Annotated in this window: 17 protein-coding genes, 1 tRNA gene and 1 pseudogene; 6 read left to right on the top strand and 13 right to left on the bottom strand. The window is 48.8% G+C overall.

Annotated elements, in window-relative coordinates; all coding sequences use genetic code 11:
• Nucleotides 1-339: 339 nt before the first annotated feature.
• The 5 genes from mnmE to Q0Z70_RS08565 all read right to left on the bottom strand — a co-directional run bounded on the left by mnmE (nt 340) and on the right by Q0Z70_RS08565 (nt 5,763).
• Entirely contained in the window at nt 340-1,734 is a 1,395-nt protein-coding gene (gene mnmE, locus Q0Z70_RS08585; RefSeq protein ID WP_298073679.1) for a tRNA uridine-5-carboxymethylaminomethyl(34) synthesis GTPase MnmE, read from the bottom strand.
• Nucleotides 1,735-1,756: 22 nt separating this feature from the next.
• The gene (locus tag Q0Z70_RS08580) at nt 1,757-2,635 is read right to left on the bottom strand and encodes a nucleoside phosphorylase (RefSeq protein ID WP_298073678.1); all 879 of its coding nucleotides are present in this window, start codon (nt 2,633-2,635) and stop codon (nt 1,757-1,759) included.
• Nucleotides 2,636-2,767: 132 nt separating this feature from the next.
• A complete protein-coding gene (floA, locus tag Q0Z70_RS08575) occupies nt 2,768-3,769 on the bottom strand; it encodes a flotillin-like protein FloA (protein ID WP_298073677.1) in 1,002 nt (333 codons plus the stop codon).
• A gap of 56 nt (nt 3,770-3,825) precedes the next feature.
• The gene (locus Q0Z70_RS08570) at nt 3,826-4,293 is read right to left on the bottom strand and encodes an NfeD family protein (RefSeq protein WP_298073676.1); all 468 of its coding nucleotides are present in this window, start codon (nt 4,291-4,293) and stop codon (nt 3,826-3,828) included.
• Nucleotides 4,294-4,308: 15 nt separating this feature from the next.
• Nucleotides 4,309-5,763 (bottom strand): tetratricopeptide repeat protein, encoded by a 1,455-nt coding sequence (locus Q0Z70_RS08565; RefSeq protein ID WP_298073675.1) that lies wholly within the window; start codon nt 5,761-5,763, stop codon nt 4,309-4,311.
• A 175-nt stretch (nt 5,764-5,938) separates the two neighbouring features.
• Here Q0Z70_RS08565 and Q0Z70_RS08560 point away from each other — a divergent pair, with 175 nt between their 5' ends.
• Both Q0Z70_RS08560 and Q0Z70_RS08555 read left to right on the top strand, forming a co-directional pair.
• Nucleotides 5,939-6,688, top strand: a complete 750-nt coding sequence (locus Q0Z70_RS08560; RefSeq protein ID WP_298073674.1) for an ATP-binding protein — start codon at nt 5,939-5,941, stop codon at nt 6,686-6,688.
• Nucleotides 6,689-6,709: 21 nt separating this feature from the next.
• Nucleotides 6,710-7,078, top strand: a complete 369-nt coding sequence (locus Q0Z70_RS08555) for a DMT family protein (RefSeq protein ID WP_298073673.1) — start codon at nt 6,710-6,712, stop codon at nt 7,076-7,078.
• A 239-nt stretch (nt 7,079-7,317) separates the two neighbouring features.
• Here the strand turns inward: Q0Z70_RS08555 and Q0Z70_RS08550 are convergent, their stop codons facing one another.
• The 6 genes from Q0Z70_RS08550 to Q0Z70_RS08525 are packed head-to-tail and all read right to left on the bottom strand — an operon-like array spanning nt 7,318 to nt 11,703.
• Nucleotides 7,318-8,340: an FAD:protein FMN transferase gene (locus Q0Z70_RS08550; RefSeq protein WP_298073672.1), complete on the bottom strand. Its 1,023-nt coding sequence runs from the start codon at nt 8,338-8,340 to the stop codon at nt 7,318-7,320.
• A complete protein-coding gene (locus Q0Z70_RS08545) occupies nt 8,333-8,920 on the bottom strand; it encodes a manganese efflux pump MntP family protein (protein ID WP_298073681.1) in 588 nt (195 codons plus the stop codon). The genes Q0Z70_RS08550 and Q0Z70_RS08545 overlap by 8 nt, the downstream gene beginning before the upstream one ends.
• A 15-nt stretch (nt 8,921-8,935) precedes the next feature.
• Nucleotides 8,936-9,709 carry a DUF6048 family protein gene (locus Q0Z70_RS08540; protein WP_298073671.1) on the bottom strand — a complete coding sequence of 258 codons (774 nt, stop codon included), beginning with the start codon at nt 9,707-9,709 and terminating at the stop codon, nt 8,936-8,938.
• Nucleotides 9,678-10,166, bottom strand: coding sequence for a DUF6452 family protein (locus Q0Z70_RS08535; protein ID WP_298073670.1), 489 nt, complete (start codon nt 10,164-10,166; stop codon nt 9,678-9,680). Before Q0Z70_RS08535 ends, Q0Z70_RS08540 begins: the two co-directional genes overlap by 32 nt.
• A gap of 7 nt (nt 10,167-10,173) precedes the next feature.
• Nucleotides 10,174-11,130 carry a glycosyltransferase family 2 protein gene (locus Q0Z70_RS08530; RefSeq protein ID WP_298073669.1) on the bottom strand — a complete coding sequence of 319 codons (957 nt, stop codon included), beginning with the start codon at nt 11,128-11,130 and terminating at the stop codon, nt 10,174-10,176.
• Between the two features lie 24 nt (nt 11,131-11,154).
• Entirely contained in the window at nt 11,155-11,703 is a 549-nt protein-coding gene (locus tag Q0Z70_RS08525; protein WP_298073668.1) for a DUF4199 domain-containing protein, read from the bottom strand.
• A 249-nt stretch (nt 11,704-11,952) separates the two neighbouring features.
• Here Q0Z70_RS08525 and Q0Z70_RS08520 point away from each other — a divergent pair.
• The 4 genes and pseudogenes from Q0Z70_RS08520 to Q0Z70_RS08505 all read left to right on the top strand — a co-directional run bounded on the left by Q0Z70_RS08520 (nt 11,953) and on the right by Q0Z70_RS08505 (nt 14,357).
• A tRNA-Thr gene (locus Q0Z70_RS08520) sits at nt 11,953-12,026 on the top strand.
• Between the two features lie 56 nt (nt 12,027-12,082).
• Nucleotides 12,083-12,631 (top strand): methylated-DNA--[protein]-cysteine S-methyltransferase, encoded by a 549-nt coding sequence (locus tag Q0Z70_RS08515; protein WP_298073667.1) that lies wholly within the window; start codon nt 12,083-12,085, stop codon nt 12,629-12,631.
• Nucleotides 12,632-12,636: 5 nt separating this feature from the next.
• Nucleotides 12,637-12,948: a DUF1016 N-terminal domain-containing protein gene (locus Q0Z70_RS08510; RefSeq protein WP_298073666.1), complete on the top strand. Its 312-nt coding sequence runs from the start codon at nt 12,637-12,639 to the stop codon at nt 12,946-12,948.
• 110 nt (nt 12,949-13,058) lie between these two features.
• A pseudogene (locus tag Q0Z70_RS08505) lies at nt 13,059-14,357 on the top strand (IS5 family transposase).
• Between the two features lie 610 nt (nt 14,358-14,967).
• Here the strand turns inward: Q0Z70_RS08505 and Q0Z70_RS08500 are convergent.
• Complete coding sequence (locus Q0Z70_RS08500) at nt 14,968-15,840, bottom strand: zinc ribbon domain-containing protein (RefSeq protein ID WP_298073665.1); 873 nt, start codon at nt 15,838-15,840, stop codon at nt 14,968-14,970.
• A gap of 550 nt (nt 15,841-16,390) precedes the next feature.
• The gene (locus Q0Z70_RS08495; RefSeq protein ID WP_298073664.1) at nt 16,391-17,668 is read right to left on the bottom strand and encodes a hypothetical protein; all 1,278 of its coding nucleotides are present in this window, start codon (nt 17,666-17,668) and stop codon (nt 16,391-16,393) included.
• Nucleotides 17,669-17,702: the final 34 nt, after the last annotated feature.

Genomic DNA, 17,702 nt, shown 5'->3' with positions numbered 1-17,702 from the left:
TTACGTTCGATTCGGCAGAGGAAATGGTGAAACTTGCTGCAATAAGAATGTTGCTGAACAAAATTTAAACAGGCTCTTAATATTTAGGGGTTAATTCTCCTTCATTTCTCCTGTTTTTTGTCAATCATCGTAAACTATTGTCAACCATAGTCAACATTCTCCACGACCTTGCCAACGATAATCCTCAGATTTTCATGGTGAGGTACACAGGAGGTGCAAAAAATGGCGTAAAAAGGCTTAGCAACGATTATCAACGATACTTGAGCAACAAAAAAGGCACCCGTAAAGAGCACCATATTAATCGATTATAACCAATTTAACTATTTGATAATCAGGTATTTACTTGCCGACGCAAAAATGCTTAAAGATGTTCCTCAACACCTCGTTCGTTTCAATAGTATCGCCTAAAATCTCGCCTAGGTGGTGGAGGCACTCGCGCAGATCCTGGCTTACAAAATCTCCAGAGAGGCCTGATACCAATCCGTTCCGCACACGACGAATAGCTGTGAGCGCGCGAGTTAGCGCGTCGTAGTGGCGTACGTTGCTCACCACCACGTTGGCTTGCGACGGATCCGGCAAGGAGGCGAAGTTCACCAGTAGTTCTTGGAGCGTAGTCAGTCCGTCTTTTCGCTTGGCCGAGAGGGGCATGACGATGGCAGTGTCTGGCAGATCCTCGAACGTGGACATAAAAGCATCGGCATCGGGTAGGAGGTCGGTCTTATTGAGCACTAGCACGAGGTGTTTGTTTTCGCATCGAGGCAGGATGTCGGTGTGTAGCTGTCGGTATTGTTCTCGGGCGCAGGTTGCGTCAATAACCCATAGGACGATGTTCGCCTGCTCTAGCTTATGGAAGCTCCGTTCAATGCCTAGACTCTCAATGGTGTTGGTGGTCTGGCGGATACCAGCAGTGTCGATGAAGCGGAAAGTGATACCGTCTATGTTTAGGGTGTCCTCGATGACGTCACGTGTAGTGCCGTGGATGTCACTCACGATAGCGCGTTCCTCGTTCAGTAGGGCGTTGAGCAGAGTGGACTTGCCCACGTTTGTCTCGCCCACAATGGCTACAGGGACACCGTTCTTCAGAGCGTTACCCACACTGAACGTGTCGGCTAAGCGGGCGATGACCTGCTCCACACGGGCGGCGATGTCTTGAAGTTTCGAGCGATCGGCAAACTCCAAGTCTTCGTGGTCGCTGAAGTCCAGCTCTAGTTCCATGAGTGAGGTGAGGTGTAGAAGTTGATTGCGCAGAAGGGCCAGTTCGCGACTGAATCCTCCGCGCATCTGGTTCATGGCCATGCGATGGGTGGCGGCTGAGGTCGAGGCGATGAGGTCGGCTACGGCTTCGGCCTGGCTCAGATCCATCTTTCCGTTAAGGAAAGCGCGCTGGGTGTATTCGCCCGGACCTGCGGCGCAACATCCCTGACCGATGAGGAGTTGCATCACCTGCTGGAGGATATAGGGCGAACCGTGGCAGGAAATCTCTACCGAATCTTCGCCCGTGTATGAATGAGGGGCGCGAAAGAGGCTGATCAGTACTTCGTCCACCACTTCTCCTTCAGGCGACAGGATTTGGCCGAAGGTCAGGGTGTAGGCGGGGCGCTCCGTTAGAGGGGAACCCATAGCAGGCGTAAAGAGGCGGTTGGTGATGCCGATGGCTTCGGGGCCGGACACGCGGATAATGCCGATAGCTCCGCCGATGGCGGTGGCGATGGCGCAGATGGTATCTTGGCTCATTTCCTTTTATATTATTCTGTTCTCAGATACGGTCGAGTACCGTTCGGATGAGCGTGTCAATGGTGTTCTTGTAGCCCGTGTTGGCTTCCTTGATGAGTCGGTTGGCGATGACCATGCAGACGGTCGTAGCTTTGTGCCCTAGAAGTCGGGACAGGCCGGCGAGGGCCGAGCTTTCCATCTCGAAGTTAGTAATGCGCATGCCTTGGTATTCGAATTGCTGTATCTTTTCGTTTTGGAGCGGGTCAGCTAGGGGAATGCGGAGTTCGCGTCCTTGCGGGCCGAAGAAGCCTCCAGTAGCGATGGTGACACCGCGTACCATGTCCTCGCAGGCGATGCGTTCGATGAGTTCGGCGTCGGAGTCAATGACATAGGGAGCGGAGGCACAGAGGTTGCCCGTCCATCCCATGTGGTTCAGGAAGGCATGTTCCATGGCGAGGTCGCACACGTCGTTTCGTCCGGCGTAGAAGTTGAGCAAACCGTCGAAGCCAATGGATTTAACCGAGCAGATGAAGGTGCCCACGGGCGTGTTGAGTTGGAGGCCGCCGCATGTGCCGATGCGCACCACTTGGAGCTGGCGGAGCTGAGGCTTCACTTCTCGTGTCTGGAAGTCGATGTTGGCTAAGGCATCGAGTTCATTCATCACAATGTCGATATTGTCGCACCCGATTCCAGTAGACACTGCTGTGATGCGCTTGCCTTGGTAGGTGCCGGTGATGGTATGGAACTCACGACTCTCCATTTCGCACTCGTGGCTCTCGAAGTGAGAGGCTACGAGCGACACGCGGTCGGGATCGCCCACGAGGATTACCTTGTCGGCCAACCATTCGGGTTTCAGATGGAGATGGAAGATAGAGCCGTCTTCATTGATAATCAGCTCAGAAGGGGGAAAGTATTTTTTCATATTCGGAATTGGTCTTTGAATTGTGAAATCAATCGGTTGTTTGGGAAGAGTTATAAAAGTAAAGAAAGAGTTAGAGGCCGATGGTTTACAAAAGCTCTAAAGCAACGCCCTCTAACTCCTTCTTATTTGTGTTTATTTGTTCAGTGTTGCATTGCTTCCGCTTGTAGTGGGGCGGGCGATGGTTTCTCGCATGTCGGTATCGGCTTGGATGTTCTTCATGCGGTAGTAGTCCATGATGCCCAGATTGCCGTTGCGGAAAGCCTCAGCCATAGCTTTGGGCACTTCGGCTTCGGCTTCTATCACTTTGGCACGGGCCTCCTGCGCTTTGGCCTTCATTTCCTGTTCGCTGGCTACGGCCATGGCACGGCGTTCTTCGGCCTTAGCCTGGGCGATGTTCTTGTCGGCATTGGCCTGGTCCATTTGAAGGGCAGCGCCGATGTTCTTGCCTATGTCGATGTCCGCAATGTCAATGGAAAGAATTTCAAAGGCCGTGCCTGCGTCGAGTCCTTTGCGGAGCACGAGCTTCGAGATAGAGTCGGGGTTTTCGAGCACGGACTTATGGCTTTCACTCGAACCAATGGACGAGACGATGCCTTCGCCTACACGGGCCAGTACGGTGTCTTCGCCCGCACCGCCCACCAACTGGCGGATGTTGGCCCGTACTGTTACACGCGCTTTGGCGATGAGCTGGATACCGTCCTTGGCCACAGCCGTTACGGGTGGAGTGTCTATGACCTTGGGATTGACCGACATCTGTACGGCTTCGAATACGTCGCGTCCGGCTAGGTCTATGGCGGTGGCCATCTGGAAAGGCAGGTCGATGTTCGCTTTGGCAGCGGACACGAGGGCATGTACTACTTTTTCGACGTGTCCGCCTGCCAGGTAGTGGGCTTCCAGACCGTCGCGCGTAATATTGCTCAGACCTGCCTTGTGGGCTTCAATGAGCCCCGGCACGATAACGTATGGCGGCACGTTACGAATGCGCATCAGGAAGAGTTGCACTAGTGAGATGTTGACACCCGACACCTTGGCCGAAAGCCAAAGGAAGAAGGGTACATAATGGAAAAACAGAATCAGGAAGATGATGCCTCCTACGACGAGGAACCCCGTCAGATACAAAGAGCTAGTGTCCATTTTAATCTTATTTTAGAGGTTGACAAATTAAGTTTTTTGAATATCACAAATCACAATTACGCTTCTCGGCTGACGAAGATGGTACCGCCCGTGATGCGTACCACCACGACGGGCGTTTTTTCTTCTATAAGGCCGTCGGCCGAAGTCACTTCTACCAGGTGGCCGACGATGTTGGCCTGTCCTACGAGGGCTAGGCGGGTCAGGGTAATGCCTGTGTCACCTACTTGAACGCTCTGTTCAGCTGAGCGGTTCACCGTGCCGGGGATGTCGGTCTTAAGTGAGATGCGATCCAGCATCTTGGAGCGCATGAACCATACAAGCGAACCTACGCACGCCACGACTGAAATGCCCAGCGTAATAAAACCGCCCGTAATGCCCATGTGGGTAAAGGCGTAGTAGTTGGCATAGAGGTAGCACCCTCCTGCCAAGATACCGGCAATGCTGATGCCGGGGATGACGAAGAGTTCTACCAGAAACAGAATGACGGCTGCTATGAGCAGCATGGTGATAATAACAATATCCATAAGCTTAGCGTATAATTAGTGTTTTCCGATGGCATCCAATTCGGCTTTGCGGACGGCTTTGGCGATCTGCTCTGCTTCTATGGCCAGTTTTTGTGTATGCTTCTCCAGGTCGAGGATGGCGGGTGCCATACGTGTCTGTTCCGTGCGGTCGGCGTAGGCGTAGGCTTGACGTGCCTTGTCCAGCTGTTCCCGTTGTTGGCGGAAGCTCTGTTCTAATTGGCGGTATTGGTCGAACAGGGTTTTGGCCTGGGGAGAACGGAAATCCGTAGCCTGATAGTAGATGTGTTCATCGTTAACAATGAATTCGAATTCGCGGACGGCTTTCTGCACCTGCCCGCCATTTTCGGCCACGACAGCCAATCGTTGGCGTGCCTCGTTCACCAGAGTAGTGTCCGTCCACGTCAGGCTGATTTCTTTCAGGGCGGCCAGGCAACGTAGCGTTTCTTCGTCCATGTTCTCGTAATCGTAGACTTGCTTCGAAGGATTGGGAATGAAGACGTAGACGCAAACCTTGCCTTCGGGCTGATAGCGGTCCGAGGCAAACCAGCCTAAGTTGTTGTATTCGTCAACAACGTACATGTAGTCGTTATAGGGTGAGTTGAAAGGCATGCCCACATTCTCAGGCACGAGATAAGTGTTCGTATTGGTGTTGTAGCGGGTGACGAAGATGTCGGTTCCGCCCATTGATTCGGCTCCGTCGGCGGCGTAGTAGAGGGTGGTGCCGTCGCCCATGACGAAGGGATATCCTGCATTGACGCCTTCATTGATGTTATCCGGCAGAAGAACAGGTTTGCTCCATCCGTCAGAGAAGCGGGCGCTGCTCAGAATGCTGAAAGTACTGTCCGATTGGAGTTCGCTATAGTAACGCTTGTTACCCAATTCATTCTCATAGACGGTGCCGCCCGTTTGTCCGTTGTTGGCAAAGTGGTCGGCATAGCGGCTTAGAGTGCCTGCCTCGGAACCTATCTTGTAGGTTTCGAGGAAGTTCTGCTTGTCGCATACGAAACTATCTACCACGCAAACACGTTCTACACCCTTCAGCATACGCGAGTGGGCGTGAATGGCGGAGAGTTGGCGCTCGGCCTCAGAAGTGTCACGCCGACGGCGTTTCAGTTCGTCCAAGTAATCGGTACACACCTTTTCGGCCTTGTCATAACGGTAGGTACGGTCGTAGGCACGGGCCAAATGGTACTGACCACTGGACACACGGCGGCGGACAGCCGTCTCCAGCGGCTTCACAGCCGACTCTGGATCGTTTGTCTCCAAACAACACACGCCATACCAAAGGCTGTAGTTGCCGTTCGATGGTTGCGATTGATAGTAGCGTTCCATCACAGGCTTGGCCTCGGCATATCGTCCGGCCTCATACCAGGCTTTGGCTTCGTTCAGGCTTTGTGCCGAGACATTTGCGCCACTCAGCGTCAGGGTTAGACTGAACAGGTATATCGAATTTTTGAATATCTTATTCATATAGCGGGAAATCATAGGTTATTTGCGTTCAAAGATACGAATTTATCCCGAATAATGTTCCTTCGCGCCTTCTTTTCTTCCTCAATTCATTCTTTTGCACTACTTTTGCGCCCGCAAATCGAAGATTACGTGGATGTTGAAACTTTATGGAAAAATATAACGATAAATAAGATCAATGGCAAGAAGGACGGAAGAACAACAGCTGATGTCCCGCATCGAGCGACGCCTGATGAAGGGTATTGTGGACTATAACCTCGTGGAGGACGGAGACCATATCCTCGTGGCCCTCTCGGGTGGCAAAGACTCGCTGGCCCTGACGGAGCTTTTGGCCCGTCGCGCCTGCATCTATCGTCCGCACTTCACGCTGACTGCCGTCCACATCGCGATGCGTAACATTCCCTATCGTATCAATGTAGACTACCTGCGCTCTTTTTGCGAGGAACGGGGAGTGCCCTTCGTCCTGCGAGAGACGGAGTTCGACGCATCGACCGACACACGCAAGTCGCCCTGCTTCCTTTGCTCGTGGAACCGCCGCAAGGAGCTTTTCACCGCCGCCCAAGACTTAGGGTGCAACAAGATTGCTTTGGGTCACCACATGGACGATATCCTCGTGACACTCCTTATGAACCAAATCTTCCAGGGTGCCTTCTCTACCATGCCCCCGCGATTGATGATGAAGAAGTTCGATATGACCATTATTCGTCCCCTTTGCCTGGTGCATGAGGCTGACATCAAGGCCTTGGCTACTGTCCATGCCTACCGCAAGCAAGTGAAAAACTGCCCATACGAGCACGACTCCCACCGCTCGGCCATGCACGACGTTCTTCACCGTCTGGAGAAGATGAACCCCGAAGCACGCTATAGCCTTTGGGCCAGCATGACGAACGTGCAGGAGGAGTTCCTCCCACCCAAAGTCGGATTATAACAAATTATTAGTAACAGATATATGAAAGCATTCTACACCATCCTCCTGCTCATCGTGTCGAATATCTTTATGACGTTCGCCTGGTACGGCCACCTGAAGCTGCAGGAGATGAAAATCATTTCTAACTGGCCGCTTTACGCCGTCATTTTCTTCTCGTGGGCTATCGCTTTGGCCGAATATTCCTTCCAGGTGCCCGCCAACCGCATCGGCTTCGTCGAGAACGGAGGACCTTTTTCCCTAATGCAACTCAAGGTCATCCAAGAGGTCATCACGCTGATGATTTTCACTCTTTTTACCACCGTCTTCTTCAAAGGCGAAGCTCTGCACTGGAATCACTTTGCTGCCTTCGTCTGCTTAGTGCTGGCGGTGTACTTCGTATTCTACAAATGACGCCGTATCATGGGTTTGACTACCTGTTCGGAGGAAGAGAATGAGAAATCCAGAATAGCGTATATTTCCGGGCTTTCCACCATAGACATACGTTAGATGTCCACATTTACGAGCGATTTGGAATAATCGGAGGATCGTTTGTCTCTGTTCCGTCCGCAGAAAAGCGATGCTTTCTGTTCGGCAAGTCATGGCTTTGTCAAGCAAAAAGCATCGCTTTTTTATGCAAATGAGCGTGATGTCTATTCCTTTGCTGTGTAGCGTTCCATCCCTGTTGTCATGTATGTCTGACAGCTTCCTGTCGAATCGGCATAAATGAAGTAGGCATCCAAGTCGGGGTGCGCCTCTACAAAGTTCTTGGCTTTTTCCAGTCCCATCACCATGAAAGCAGTGGCATAGGCGTCAGCACTCATGCAATCGCGGGCGATGACCGTAGCTGATAGCAGGTTGTTCAGGGCAGGATAGCCTGTGTGAGGATTGATGGTGTGAGCATATTTACGGCCCTCGTGGTAGTAATAGTTGCGGTAGTTGCCCGATGTGGCGATGCCTACGTCGGTCAGTGCCAGTACAGTCTGGAGTTCTTGGTTCAGTGAGAGCGAGTCGTCTACGGGCTTGTTGATGCCGATGCGCCATAGGGCGCCCTGCGGGTTCTGTCCGCTTACCACCACTTCGCCGCCGATGTCCACCATGAAGTTCTCTACACCCTGCCGGCGAAGTAGCTGGGCGATGACGTCTACGGCATATCCTTTGGCAACGGCGCTGCACGTGAGTTGCATTCGATCGTCTTGGCGGCGCACATGTCCATCGGTCGTAAGTTTTACTTTCTCGTAGCCTACCAGTTTGCATAGGCTGTCTACCATAGCCGAGTCGGGGAATGCTCCTTTTTTGAAACCGAACCCCCAAGCGTTGGCCAGCGGGGCTATGGTGATGTCAAATGCACCTTCCGTCTCGCGCGAAATCTCCATACTCCGTCGGAAGACGTTGCAGAACAGCGTGTCGGCCACGATGTCCTCGCCGCGATTGATGCGGGTGATGACGGCCGTATCGTTGAAGGGCGACAGGGAACCGTCGAAATGGTGGAGTTCGGCCTCGATGTCGGCCTTTAGATTGGATGCATGCTGATAGGTAATGTTGTAGATTGTGCCGAATATCAGGCCGTTGTCTTTCTGATAGGGAATTGTCTGGTTGCGCCGCGCCAATATCCAGATGGTGCCCAATACGAGCAGAGCCACCCAAAGGAAGTTTTTTCTTGTTTTCTTATCCATAATGTTGTATCAAATGTTCGATGAGTATCTTCAGACCGATGAGGATGAGAATGATGCCTCCCCAGCGCTCTGCCTTCAGGCGCCGGGCAAAACCACATCCGAAACGGATGCCAAACATAAGCCCTATCCAGGACAAAGCAAACGACACAAAGCCGATAATGCCCACACGTGAAAGGATGATCGCGATGCTTTTCATGCCCAAAAAGGCGAACGATACGCCTACAGCTAAGGCGTCGATGCTTGTGGCCACAGCCAGCATGAGCACTACGTTCAGACGGGTAGGGTCGAAGTCCTGCCGGCAATTTTCCTCCTTGAACGATTCGAGTACCATGCGTCCGCCCAAGAAAGTCAGTATGGCAAAGGCTATCCAGTGGTCTACATCCTCAATGAGGTGGCTGAACGTGCTTGCACAGGCCCATCCGATAAGGGGCATCAGTGCCTGGAAGAAACCGAAAAAGAAGGCCATCGTCAGCATAGGGCGCCAGAAGGTGCGTTTTAGCAGGATGCCGCTTGCGATGGAGATGGCAAAACAATCCATGGCTAAGCCGACAGCCAGTAACCAGATTTCAATGGCAGTCATCATTCACGCTTTTCGTTATAAAGGTAATTTGTACGTGATCGTGTAGAATACGCCCAGCGTATTCGATCCATAGGTGCCGTAACCGGGTACGTAGGAAGGATCACCGTATTCGTCTGTCGTGGCGGAGAGGCGGGATTTGTAACGCAGTGCCCAGCCCATGTACAGGTCTTTCCAGACATGAGCCCGAATTCCGACACATATTTCAATCCAATGCATGGTACCCTTCATGCCGGAATGGTCGAAGGGAGGCTGGTTATCGCCCCAGACTTCGTCAGTGATGTTGGGGTTATTCAGTCCTTCACCGTAGATGGGATCGTCTGCCGAAAGGCTTTGCACATCGTATGAAAATCTACTTACGGCGTAACGCAGGCCCACAAGTAGCTTGTGCTGGAATTTCTTTTTATAGGAAGTGTTGTAATCCATTCCGATGCGAAAGTAAGGATTGCCGGTCTTGTAGTGGATACCGTCCTCGTTCCAGGCGTCGGACTTCCCATAGCCCACTTCGAGAGTGGGGAAGAAACGGTTCTTCAGATTGACATCGGCGGCCACTTCCATACTTAAGTTATCGCTTCCGAACAAGTAACTTCCCGGTCCCCAAAGGTCTACGCTCAGATCCACGCCGTTGAAGAGTGGATAGACAGGGACATCCTTGTCTTTCTTCTTCTCCTGCTTGTGGGCCACAGGCCGTTTGTCAGTACCGTTCATGCTGCCTACCTGGGCATTCAGGTTCAGGGCGGCACAAAGGCAGACTATCAGGCTAATAGAATATTTCAAGGTTCTTTGTTCCATTGATATTGGTTTCAGAGTTTGCGATGTAGATGGAGTCGATGTTATGGCGTGTGTAACGAATGCCCGTGATGCTTTGTTTCATCTGGTATCCGCAATCCATCGACACGAAATAGGGTTTGTTCGTGTGGCGGATGACGACGGTGTCGGTCATCTTTCTGACATAGTGGAAGACGAGTTCGGTGGAATCCACAGCATATCTCAAGGGAAGGGAGAAGGCCGTTACTTGTGTCAGACGGTTGGCGACGATGGAGTCGGTGCCTGCGGCCGTGACAGTCAGCGAGTCGAGCGTATCCTTCATGGTTATGTTATTCTCAGGATTTATCTGGCAGACGTTGCACACAATCATACCACGGTTGTCGGTCATAGAGCAGTCGGCTTCTTCCGAGCAACCGAAAAACAGGTTAACCAAAGCATAGACTACGGTACCTGCCAAAAAGAGATGGAATAGTTTTCTCATAATAGGGTCAGATGTTTTTCTCTATATGATACTTGTTTCGTTCGGTGGCGTTGCGCGAGATGAGTTCGCCCAGGAAGCCTGCTACAAAAAGTTGCGTGCCGATAATCATAGCCGTAAGCGACAGATAGAAGTAGGGGGAGTCGGTTACCAGCCGGTAGGACATGCCGTTGTACATGTAGTAGAGCTTGCTGATACCCACAATGATGACGGCGATGAAGCCGAAGATGAACATCAGCGAGCCCAATAGGCCGAAGAAGTGCATGGGCTTGATGCCGAAGGTCGAAAGAAACCACAGGGAAATCAGGTCCAGATAGCCGTTGAAAAAACGGTTCAGGCCACCGAACTTGGTCTTGCCGAACTTGCGTGCCTGGTGATGAACTACCTTTTCGCCGATTTTTTGGAAGCCTGCATTCTTGGCCAGATAGGGAATATAGCGGTGCATTTCACCATAGACTTCGATATTCTTCACCACATCGCAGCGGTAGGCCTTCAGGCCGCAGTTGAAGTCGTGCAGGTTCTTGATGCCCGACACTTTGCGTGCGGTGGCGTTGAAGAGTTTCGTAGGAATCGTCTTCGACAGGGGGTCGTAACGCTTCTTTTTCCAACCCGACACGAGGTCGTAGCTTTCGGTCGTAATCATGCGGTACAACTCAGGTATTTCGTCGGGACTGTCCTGCAGGTCGGCGTCCATGGTGATGACCACATCGCCTTCGGCCTTTTGGAATCCACAGAACAAGGCAGGCGATTTACCGTAGTTACGACGGAACTTAATGCCGTGCACATGGTCAGGATTTTGTTTCTTCAAATCTTCGATGACCTGCCATGAGCGGTCTGTGCTGCCGTCGTTGACAAAAATGATTTCATAGGAAAAATGGTTGGCATCCATTACCCGGATTATCCATTGGTGAAGCTCAGGCAACGACTCTTCTTCGTTGTATAAGGGGATGACTACTGATATATCCATAATTACTGTATCCGATTAGTTCGTTTATTGGGGGTTATAAGGCGGTTCTTTCTTGCGTCGCATGGCAATTAAGGCTGTCGGGATGCTCAGCAAGGTAGAATAGTAGATGTTGCTACTTAGCATCTTCAGTACGATGTCAGTCGGGGTTAGTGAATCTACCATGTCCAGATTTTCTTTCATTTGCCGTAGAAATTCTTCCATGCCGGGCAATTCTTCACGGTTCAGCGCAGCAAGCATCTCTCGGCAGGTGTTGAGGATATAGCCCTGATCAATGAACCCGAAATAAATATAATGGGCTGCCGAAGTGAGCAGGGAAGCACATACATACATGAAGATGTTGAACATCAGGGCATGGAAAAAAGTGATACTTCCGTCGCATGCTCGGTTACGGTACAGTTTGGTATAATAATATCCCATGAAAGGGACACAGATAGTCAGGCAAATGAAAAGCAGGAGGAGGAAGGGGAACATCAGTCCCAACGGTACGAGTATAAACTTCAGTATCCAGAACAAGCCCATGTAAGTGCCGAAAATCATTGCATATTGCTGCATACTGCTTTTGTTTTCTGTCATCTTTGTCTTTTAGAAATAATGCACAAAGGTATAAATAATATTCGTATGGAACCCTTTGTCTTCCTGTTAAAGTTGAACATCTTCTCAAAAAAATAGGGGAAAGTATTGCAGAACCGAAATAAATGTCTATTTTTGCACCCGCAAAAAACGGGTAAGTCCTATACGGCCAGCTCCCTTCGAATCCTCCAGGGCCTGACCGCAGCAAAGGTAGTTGGTTGTAGCGGCGCGATATAGTAAGCTTACCCACCCGCCTCTTTAGCTCAGTTGGCCAGAGCACGTGATTTGTAATCTCGGGGTCGTTGGTTCGAATCCGACAAGAGGCTCAGAAAAAGGATGCGTCAGGCGATGATGCATTCTTTTTATTTTTTCCCAGTCAGCGATGAAACATTGGATAACAGTTCAGGAATATGGGTCTCCATGTGGTGTTTTGCTTTTAGGGGTCATGGAAGGCAGGCTCTGTCTGTGCAATTGGACGGAAAGTCGTTGTCGGACGAGAGTGGAGGATCGTGTGGCCCGTCTGCTCCAGGCAGAATATCGGTCAGGCTCTGACGAAACTCTCGTTTTGGCTGTCCGTCAGCTCGATGAATATTTTGACGGAAGGCGGCAGGTGTTCGATCTGCCTTTGTTACCCGTAGGTACGGAGTTCCAATTATCTGTGTGGCGGGAGCTATTGAATATACCGTATGGTGGAGTCTGTACCTATACCGTTCAAGCCGAACGGCTGGCAATGCCTCGTGCCGTGCGTGCTGTGGCGGCTGCCAACGGGCAGAATGCTCTTTCTATTTTCATTCCTTGTCATCGGGTAATCGGTAAAGAGGGGCGGCTTACCGGCTATGCTGGAGGAATCGAAGCCAAGCGCTTCCTGCTGGAACTGGAAGCTGCTTATACTTCTCAGGTGCGTGCCTTGAACACGGGAGTTGCCTTTTGAATTAGTTGCAAAAAGAGTTACCGGGGTTGAGAGGTTTCAGCGCCCGCAACTTGAAAAATATGCGAACTTTTTTCGAAGAGTGGCAATCCTTTTTCAATTCGGCAGCCGTGGCTGCCGAATTAGAAACAGGTACGCAGAACCCGCTTGCTCCAAATGAAAAAGAATTGATAAACTGCGATTTACTGCTGCACTCAAATCGGCAGCCAATGGCTGTCAAATTTGAGATGGAGGAGTTTTTATCGCTCGGATTCTCACATCACATCGAAATCCTGGCAAGGGTGAAAGATGTAGAAGAGCGTATCTTTTACATTCATTAGTCGTCCCTTAAGAATACACTTATCTACTGGTATTCATTAATTTAATCAATAAAAGTATTTGATAAATCTGCAAGTTTTCTTATCTTTAGGTTAAGAAACTTGCAGATTTTATGATTAAAAATACGAATAATAGCCCTTCCCTATTCAGCAACCTGTCTGACATGCTGAACCAATCGCACCCACTTTACCAGTTGGCAGATAAAATAGACTGGGGTAAATTTGAAACAGCTTTTCAACCTTTGTATTGTCAGGACAACGGCCGTCCCGGCAAGCCAATCCGTTTAATGTGTGGTTTGCTCATCCTGAAACACCTTCGCAATCTGTCCGATGAGTCTTTGGTGGAACAATGGAGCGAAAATGCTTATTATCAGTACTTTTGTGGCATGCAGGAGTTCACTCCGTCAGTCCCATGTGCCTCTTCAGAACTGGTTCATTTTCGTAAACGTATCGGTGAAGCGGGGATTGAACTTGTTTTTCAGGAAAGCATTCGTGTGAATAACGAGGATGACGAAGGCCGCCATCATGATACGGCCTTTATTGATTCTACGGCTCAGGAAGGGAATATCATTTACCCCACGGATGCGAAGTTGCATAGGAAAATCGTGAAGAAAGTTCTTGGCATCGTGAAAAAGCCGGGCCTTCCTCTGCGTCAAAGCTACACCTTTGTGTTGAAGGATATCTATCGTGACCAACGTTTTCGGAATCATCCCAAGAACAGAAAAAAGGCTCTTAAGGCAGACAGGCGTTTACGTACAATAGCCGGAAGGTTAGTCAGGGAGCTGAAGCGTAATATTAAAGGGAATCACGACTATGATAAATCGCCCGGACTTTTTGAAACTATTCTTTCCCAAAGGCGTAATAGCCGGAAAAAGATCTATTCCATTTTGAGCCGGAAGTACAATGTATCAGCAAGGGCAAAGAACATAAGAAATACGAATTCGGTAATAGGGTATCCGTCATACGTTCTGTCACAGGCTTTATTCTTGGAGCCATGTCTTTTCGCAATGAATATGACGGTCATACCATCGAGACATCCTTGAAACAGGTAGAACGGTTAACCGGAAGAAAGATTAACGTACCGGCTGGTGATAGAGGATACAGAGGCAAGAAGGAAATTAACGGGACGAAGATTATGATTCCCGGTATACCCAAGAAATCAGACAGCCGTTATCAGAAACAGAAAAAACATAAACTCTTCTGCAGGTATAGAACCAACAATAAGTCATTTGAAATCAGATTACCGATTGGGCCACAACTTTTATAAGGGTGTGACGGGAGATACTGTAAACGTGCTTCTGGCAGCAGCGGCCTATAACTTCAAAAGAGCCATGAAAACTCTTTGGTACATGCTTCAAAAAATTTGCGAGATACTGTATCTGAACAATATCTCGCAAAAATGGGTTTTTTAAGGGATGACTAACTATAAGGTTTAAAGTCCTGACAAAAGTCGAGAAAGTAAGAGGTAAGGCCATTGTAGAGAGTGTGCCTTCGATGGGCCCCATGACCGATGTGGTAGTTTTGGAGACGCAGGATTGCAGCCTAGAACTGTAGCAAACCTTGGTATTGAAAATTTGACAGGTTGCAAATGTTTCGTCCTTCTCTACGAGCGCGAGCAAGTCATATAGAGTTGACAGTGAATGGGGCATGAGCTTCAAAACCGGCCAGCTGTTCAAAGGAGTTATAGTTTAGTGTGTAAGGAATAAAAGTCTATAACTTATTGATTTATATGGTAAAGATATGAGGTATGTAGTATGCGAAAAGACACGGTTACAACTTGGAAATCTCTGATAATGGAAGAATAGCTTTTTTCCCGTCCATAGAAAAGATTATATATTTATCACTTTCGGATATGTATATATGATCGAATACAGCTTCGACTAAAATCTTACTATTCTTATCTTTAATTCCATATTTCCCATTAATACAGAATTCATCGTACAATTGGTTTTGTTTTTTTGGGGGTGAAATAGCCTTTTTTATCATAAATGGATAATTCTATTTTGAATTTGCTGCCGGTAGTTAATACCATTTTAATTTTTTAACTTCTTCCAAGGTGTAATTACATGGGTACTGTTTGCCGTCACAATACAATCCCCAGAGGTTGCCTTTCCTTAAATAATAAAGACTATGACCAAATGGTTCATGGTATGTAATTTCATCATAATCGAAATTGATAATAATTTCTCCACCTCGATTAATAACTCCCCATTTCCCACTTTTATGCTGAGATGGACGGATATTATCTGAAAAAACATAACTAGATAGCTTGATATATTCACATGGAATACTTTTACCACGAGAGTTCAGCCATCCCCAATATCCATTTTGTTTTACACGATCATCATATTCGATGTCATCATAAATATGTGGAACGGTCGTTTTTCCAGAATTAGCATCGACCTTTCCCCATTTCTCATTTCTTAATACTCTGAACTCAGAGCCTGCGTGGTCATTTGTTCTGTATGCATCGTAAACAAAATCAGTAACTAATTTACCTGAAATAGGATTTACAATAGCCCATTTACCATTCTTTTTGACGAAGCAAAAATTTTGGTAATCTTTTTGTGTCCCAACGTCTTCGAAAATATAATCAAAGATTGGAGAACATGTTTTTATGTCAAGGAGTGTATATCTATGATTATCAATCGCTTTGATATACTTACCCAAAGGCGTAGATTCAATAAAAATATAATCGTAAAACGTTAGTTTGTTCTTATATTTTATGACTTCAATGCTATGATTCTTAAATTGCTTACCGCAATAAGGACAAAACTTAGCATTTATGGATGTTTGAGTTAGGCAGTAATCACACTTCTTGAATAATGGGCTACCACATTCAAGACAATATTTTGCAGTATTTTGATTCTCAGCCCCACAGGTGATACATTTCATAATTGTCTCGATAACAAAGTGAAGTTTTTTACAAGTGCAAAATTAAGAATAATATGCGAGATTTCAAAGGAAAACCTATAGTTTTATTTTTTATGTGAAAGATACAGCAATCGCGGATTTTGCGAAATTCGACAGATGAAAGTATCTTTATAATTGTACCAACCTCCGTAAAGATTGTAGCGAAGCGATATACAATTTAGGAGGTGGAAAATGGAGACATTGCTTTCCCAAATGAAAATCTCGACAGCGTCACCGATGTTGAGCATTGCATGAGTGGTGATTATGAGAATTGACTGTGGCATAGTTATGAGAAAACCGGGTTATAGGGATAAGTGAAGATACCGAGCGAGGCCGACTATCGCCACGTAACCTTGACAAAGTTAAGTTTCTCGTCAAAGTCTTTTTCTTCGCAAGTTAATTAGTGATTAGGATTTGTAAGTATTGGTACAGACAGACCATCAGGAGAAGTCGTATTAAACTCGATACGGATTACTTCGTAAGACGTGAGCAGTTGGTCTATCTACTCAGTATCATCTGAAGTCTTGCTTAGTTACAGCCTAATTCCTCGGTTCTGCGTCCTATTCACTTCCTCCAGGACAGAAGGGAAATCGGAGGTCAGGCGATCCAACTCCTTGCTGCCTTTGTCGAACTGTCGGTTTTCAAGGAAAGGACGTGCAAACACCTTCAGGGTATGGGCCGCGTTCCTGACATCGGGACTGTCGGCAAGGTACTCCACAATCGTGTCCCTGTGCCGTATGCTCAACTCCCTTAATACCGACTTGGAGAACTCCATAAACGCCTTGACAGCCTCCTTAAGCTTCTCATGCAACATATCGAGCATAGCCTTAAGCCGTTCGAGAAGGTCGTTCTTCTCACGTTCAAGCCTCTCTATCCTCGAATTTGAGGAACTTTCAAGACTGCGGTATTCCTTAGCCAGCTTGTCATACCGCGACTGAAGGGAAGAGACAGTGTCGGTATGCTGCTTCCGTAGCTTCTGCACTTCCTTCTCATGAAGGATCTCCTTCTTCTCAATCACCATCAGGGCGCGTTCCTCCGCAAGCCTCGGTATCTGCGCCACCAGCTTCTCTATTTCCTCCACCCTTATCAGAGCCTTGTCACGCTCAGTGTTGGCGGTCTCGATCTCCGACCGCAGCCGGACGTTTTCTCGCTCGATCTCCGCATATTTTCCTTTGCCGAATATGTTGGCGAAGCCGCTCTTCAACGCGCTGCCGCTCTCGGCATCGAGGGCCTTCTGCTTCTCGATCCGCCGGACTTCAAGTTCGGCTATCTCCGTTTCCTTGGTTGCCTGTTCCTTCAGTAGTTCGGACTTCCGGTTTTCAAGTTCCTGCTGTTCCTGTTTCAACTGCCTGACGTGTGCCGTCACCATCTTCTCCTTGTACTCGACAGCCGACAGCCCCTCGATCCCGGTGTCCTCCTTTGGCGTGCCTCGTTCCATACCGAGGCTTTCCGCAAGGACGGTCTGCATCTCCTTGCACACCTTCTGGTCGATCTTGACTGTCTTTCCGGTCTCATGGTTGAGCCAGTCCACTATGATATGAGCGTGATGGTTCTGCTTAAGATCATCGATCTCGGGGTCAGGATGTCCTTCATCGTGATGGAGGTCTATGCTGATAACCGAAATGCCATAGCCATTGAGCCATTTGACGAACGGTTCGAAATCCTCGATCCGTGTGTCCGGCTTTATCGGGGGACAACCCTCGCGTATGGCGGAACAGCCTGCGCGTTCTTTCTTCTTGCCTGTCTTGCGGTCGGTGGTCTGCTTGCACTGCATGGCGCGTCCCGTCTTCTGCTTTACAAGCACCTTCATGTCCTCAAGCAGCTCCGGCAGAGGCTTGGCGTAG

Origin of the sequence: uncultured Bacteroides sp., assembly GCF_947632445.1 — a bacterium.
Classification (GTDB): domain Bacteria; phylum Bacteroidota; class Bacteroidia; order Bacteroidales; family Bacteroidaceae; genus Bacteroides.
The sequence above is the reverse complement of the archived record's forward strand: the minus strand, read 5'-3'. Positions and strand labels throughout refer to the sequence as shown.

What these genes read in the sequence shown, in the direction of transcription:
- Q0Z70_RS08530 (WP_298073669.1), bottom strand. Translation starts at nt 11,130, where the DNA reads ATGGATATATCAGTAGTCATCCCCTTATACAACGAAGAAGAGTCGTTG.
- Q0Z70_RS08560 (WP_298073674.1), top strand. Translation starts at nt 5,939, where the DNA reads ATGGCAAGAAGGACGGAAGAACAACAGCTGATGTCCCGCATCGAGCGA.
- Q0Z70_RS08525 (WP_298073668.1), bottom strand. Translation starts at nt 11,703, where the DNA reads ATGACAGAAAACAAAAGCAGTATGCAGCAATATGCAATGATTTTCGGC.
- Q0Z70_RS08570 (WP_298073676.1), bottom strand. Translation starts at nt 4,293, where the DNA reads ATGGATATTGTTATTATCACCATGCTGCTCATAGCAGCCGTCATTCTG.
- Q0Z70_RS08495 (WP_298073664.1), bottom strand. Translation starts at nt 17,668, where the DNA reads ATGAAGGTGCTTGTAAAGCAGAAGACGGGACGCGCCATGCAGTGCAAG.
- Q0Z70_RS08565 (WP_298073675.1), bottom strand. Translation starts at nt 5,763, where the DNA reads ATGAATAAGATATTCAAAAATTCGATATACCTGTTCAGTCTAACCCTG.
- floA (WP_298073677.1), bottom strand. Translation starts at nt 3,769, where the DNA reads ATGGACACTAGCTCTTTGTATCTGACGGGGTTCCTCGTCGTAGGAGGC.
- Q0Z70_RS08535 (WP_298073670.1), bottom strand. Translation starts at nt 10,166, where the DNA reads ATGAGAAAACTATTCCATCTCTTTTTGGCAGGTACCGTAGTCTATGCT.
- Q0Z70_RS08555 (WP_298073673.1), top strand. Translation starts at nt 6,710, where the DNA reads ATGAAAGCATTCTACACCATCCTCCTGCTCATCGTGTCGAATATCTTT.
- mnmE (WP_298073679.1), bottom strand. Translation starts at nt 1,734, where the DNA reads ATGAGCCAAGATACCATCTGCGCCATCGCCACCGCCATCGGCGGAGCT.
- Q0Z70_RS08550 (WP_298073672.1), bottom strand. Translation starts at nt 8,340, where the DNA reads ATGGATAAGAAAACAAGAAAAAACTTCCTTTGGGTGGCTCTGCTCGTA.
- Q0Z70_RS08540 (WP_298073671.1), bottom strand. Translation starts at nt 9,709, where the DNA reads ATGGAACAAAGAACCTTGAAATATTCTATTAGCCTGATAGTCTGCCTT.
- Q0Z70_RS08580 (WP_298073678.1), bottom strand. Translation starts at nt 2,635, where the DNA reads ATGAAAAAATACTTTCCCCCTTCTGAGCTGATTATCAATGAAGACGGC.
- Q0Z70_RS08500 (WP_298073665.1), bottom strand. Translation starts at nt 15,840, where the DNA reads ATGAAATGTATCACCTGTGGGGCTGAGAATCAAAATACTGCAAAATAT.
- Q0Z70_RS08545 (WP_298073681.1), bottom strand. Translation starts at nt 8,920, where the DNA reads ATGACTGCCATTGAAATCTGGTTACTGGCTGTCGGCTTAGCCATGGAT.
- Q0Z70_RS08515 (WP_298073667.1), top strand. Translation starts at nt 12,083, where the DNA reads ATGAAACATTGGATAACAGTTCAGGAATATGGGTCTCCATGTGGTGTT.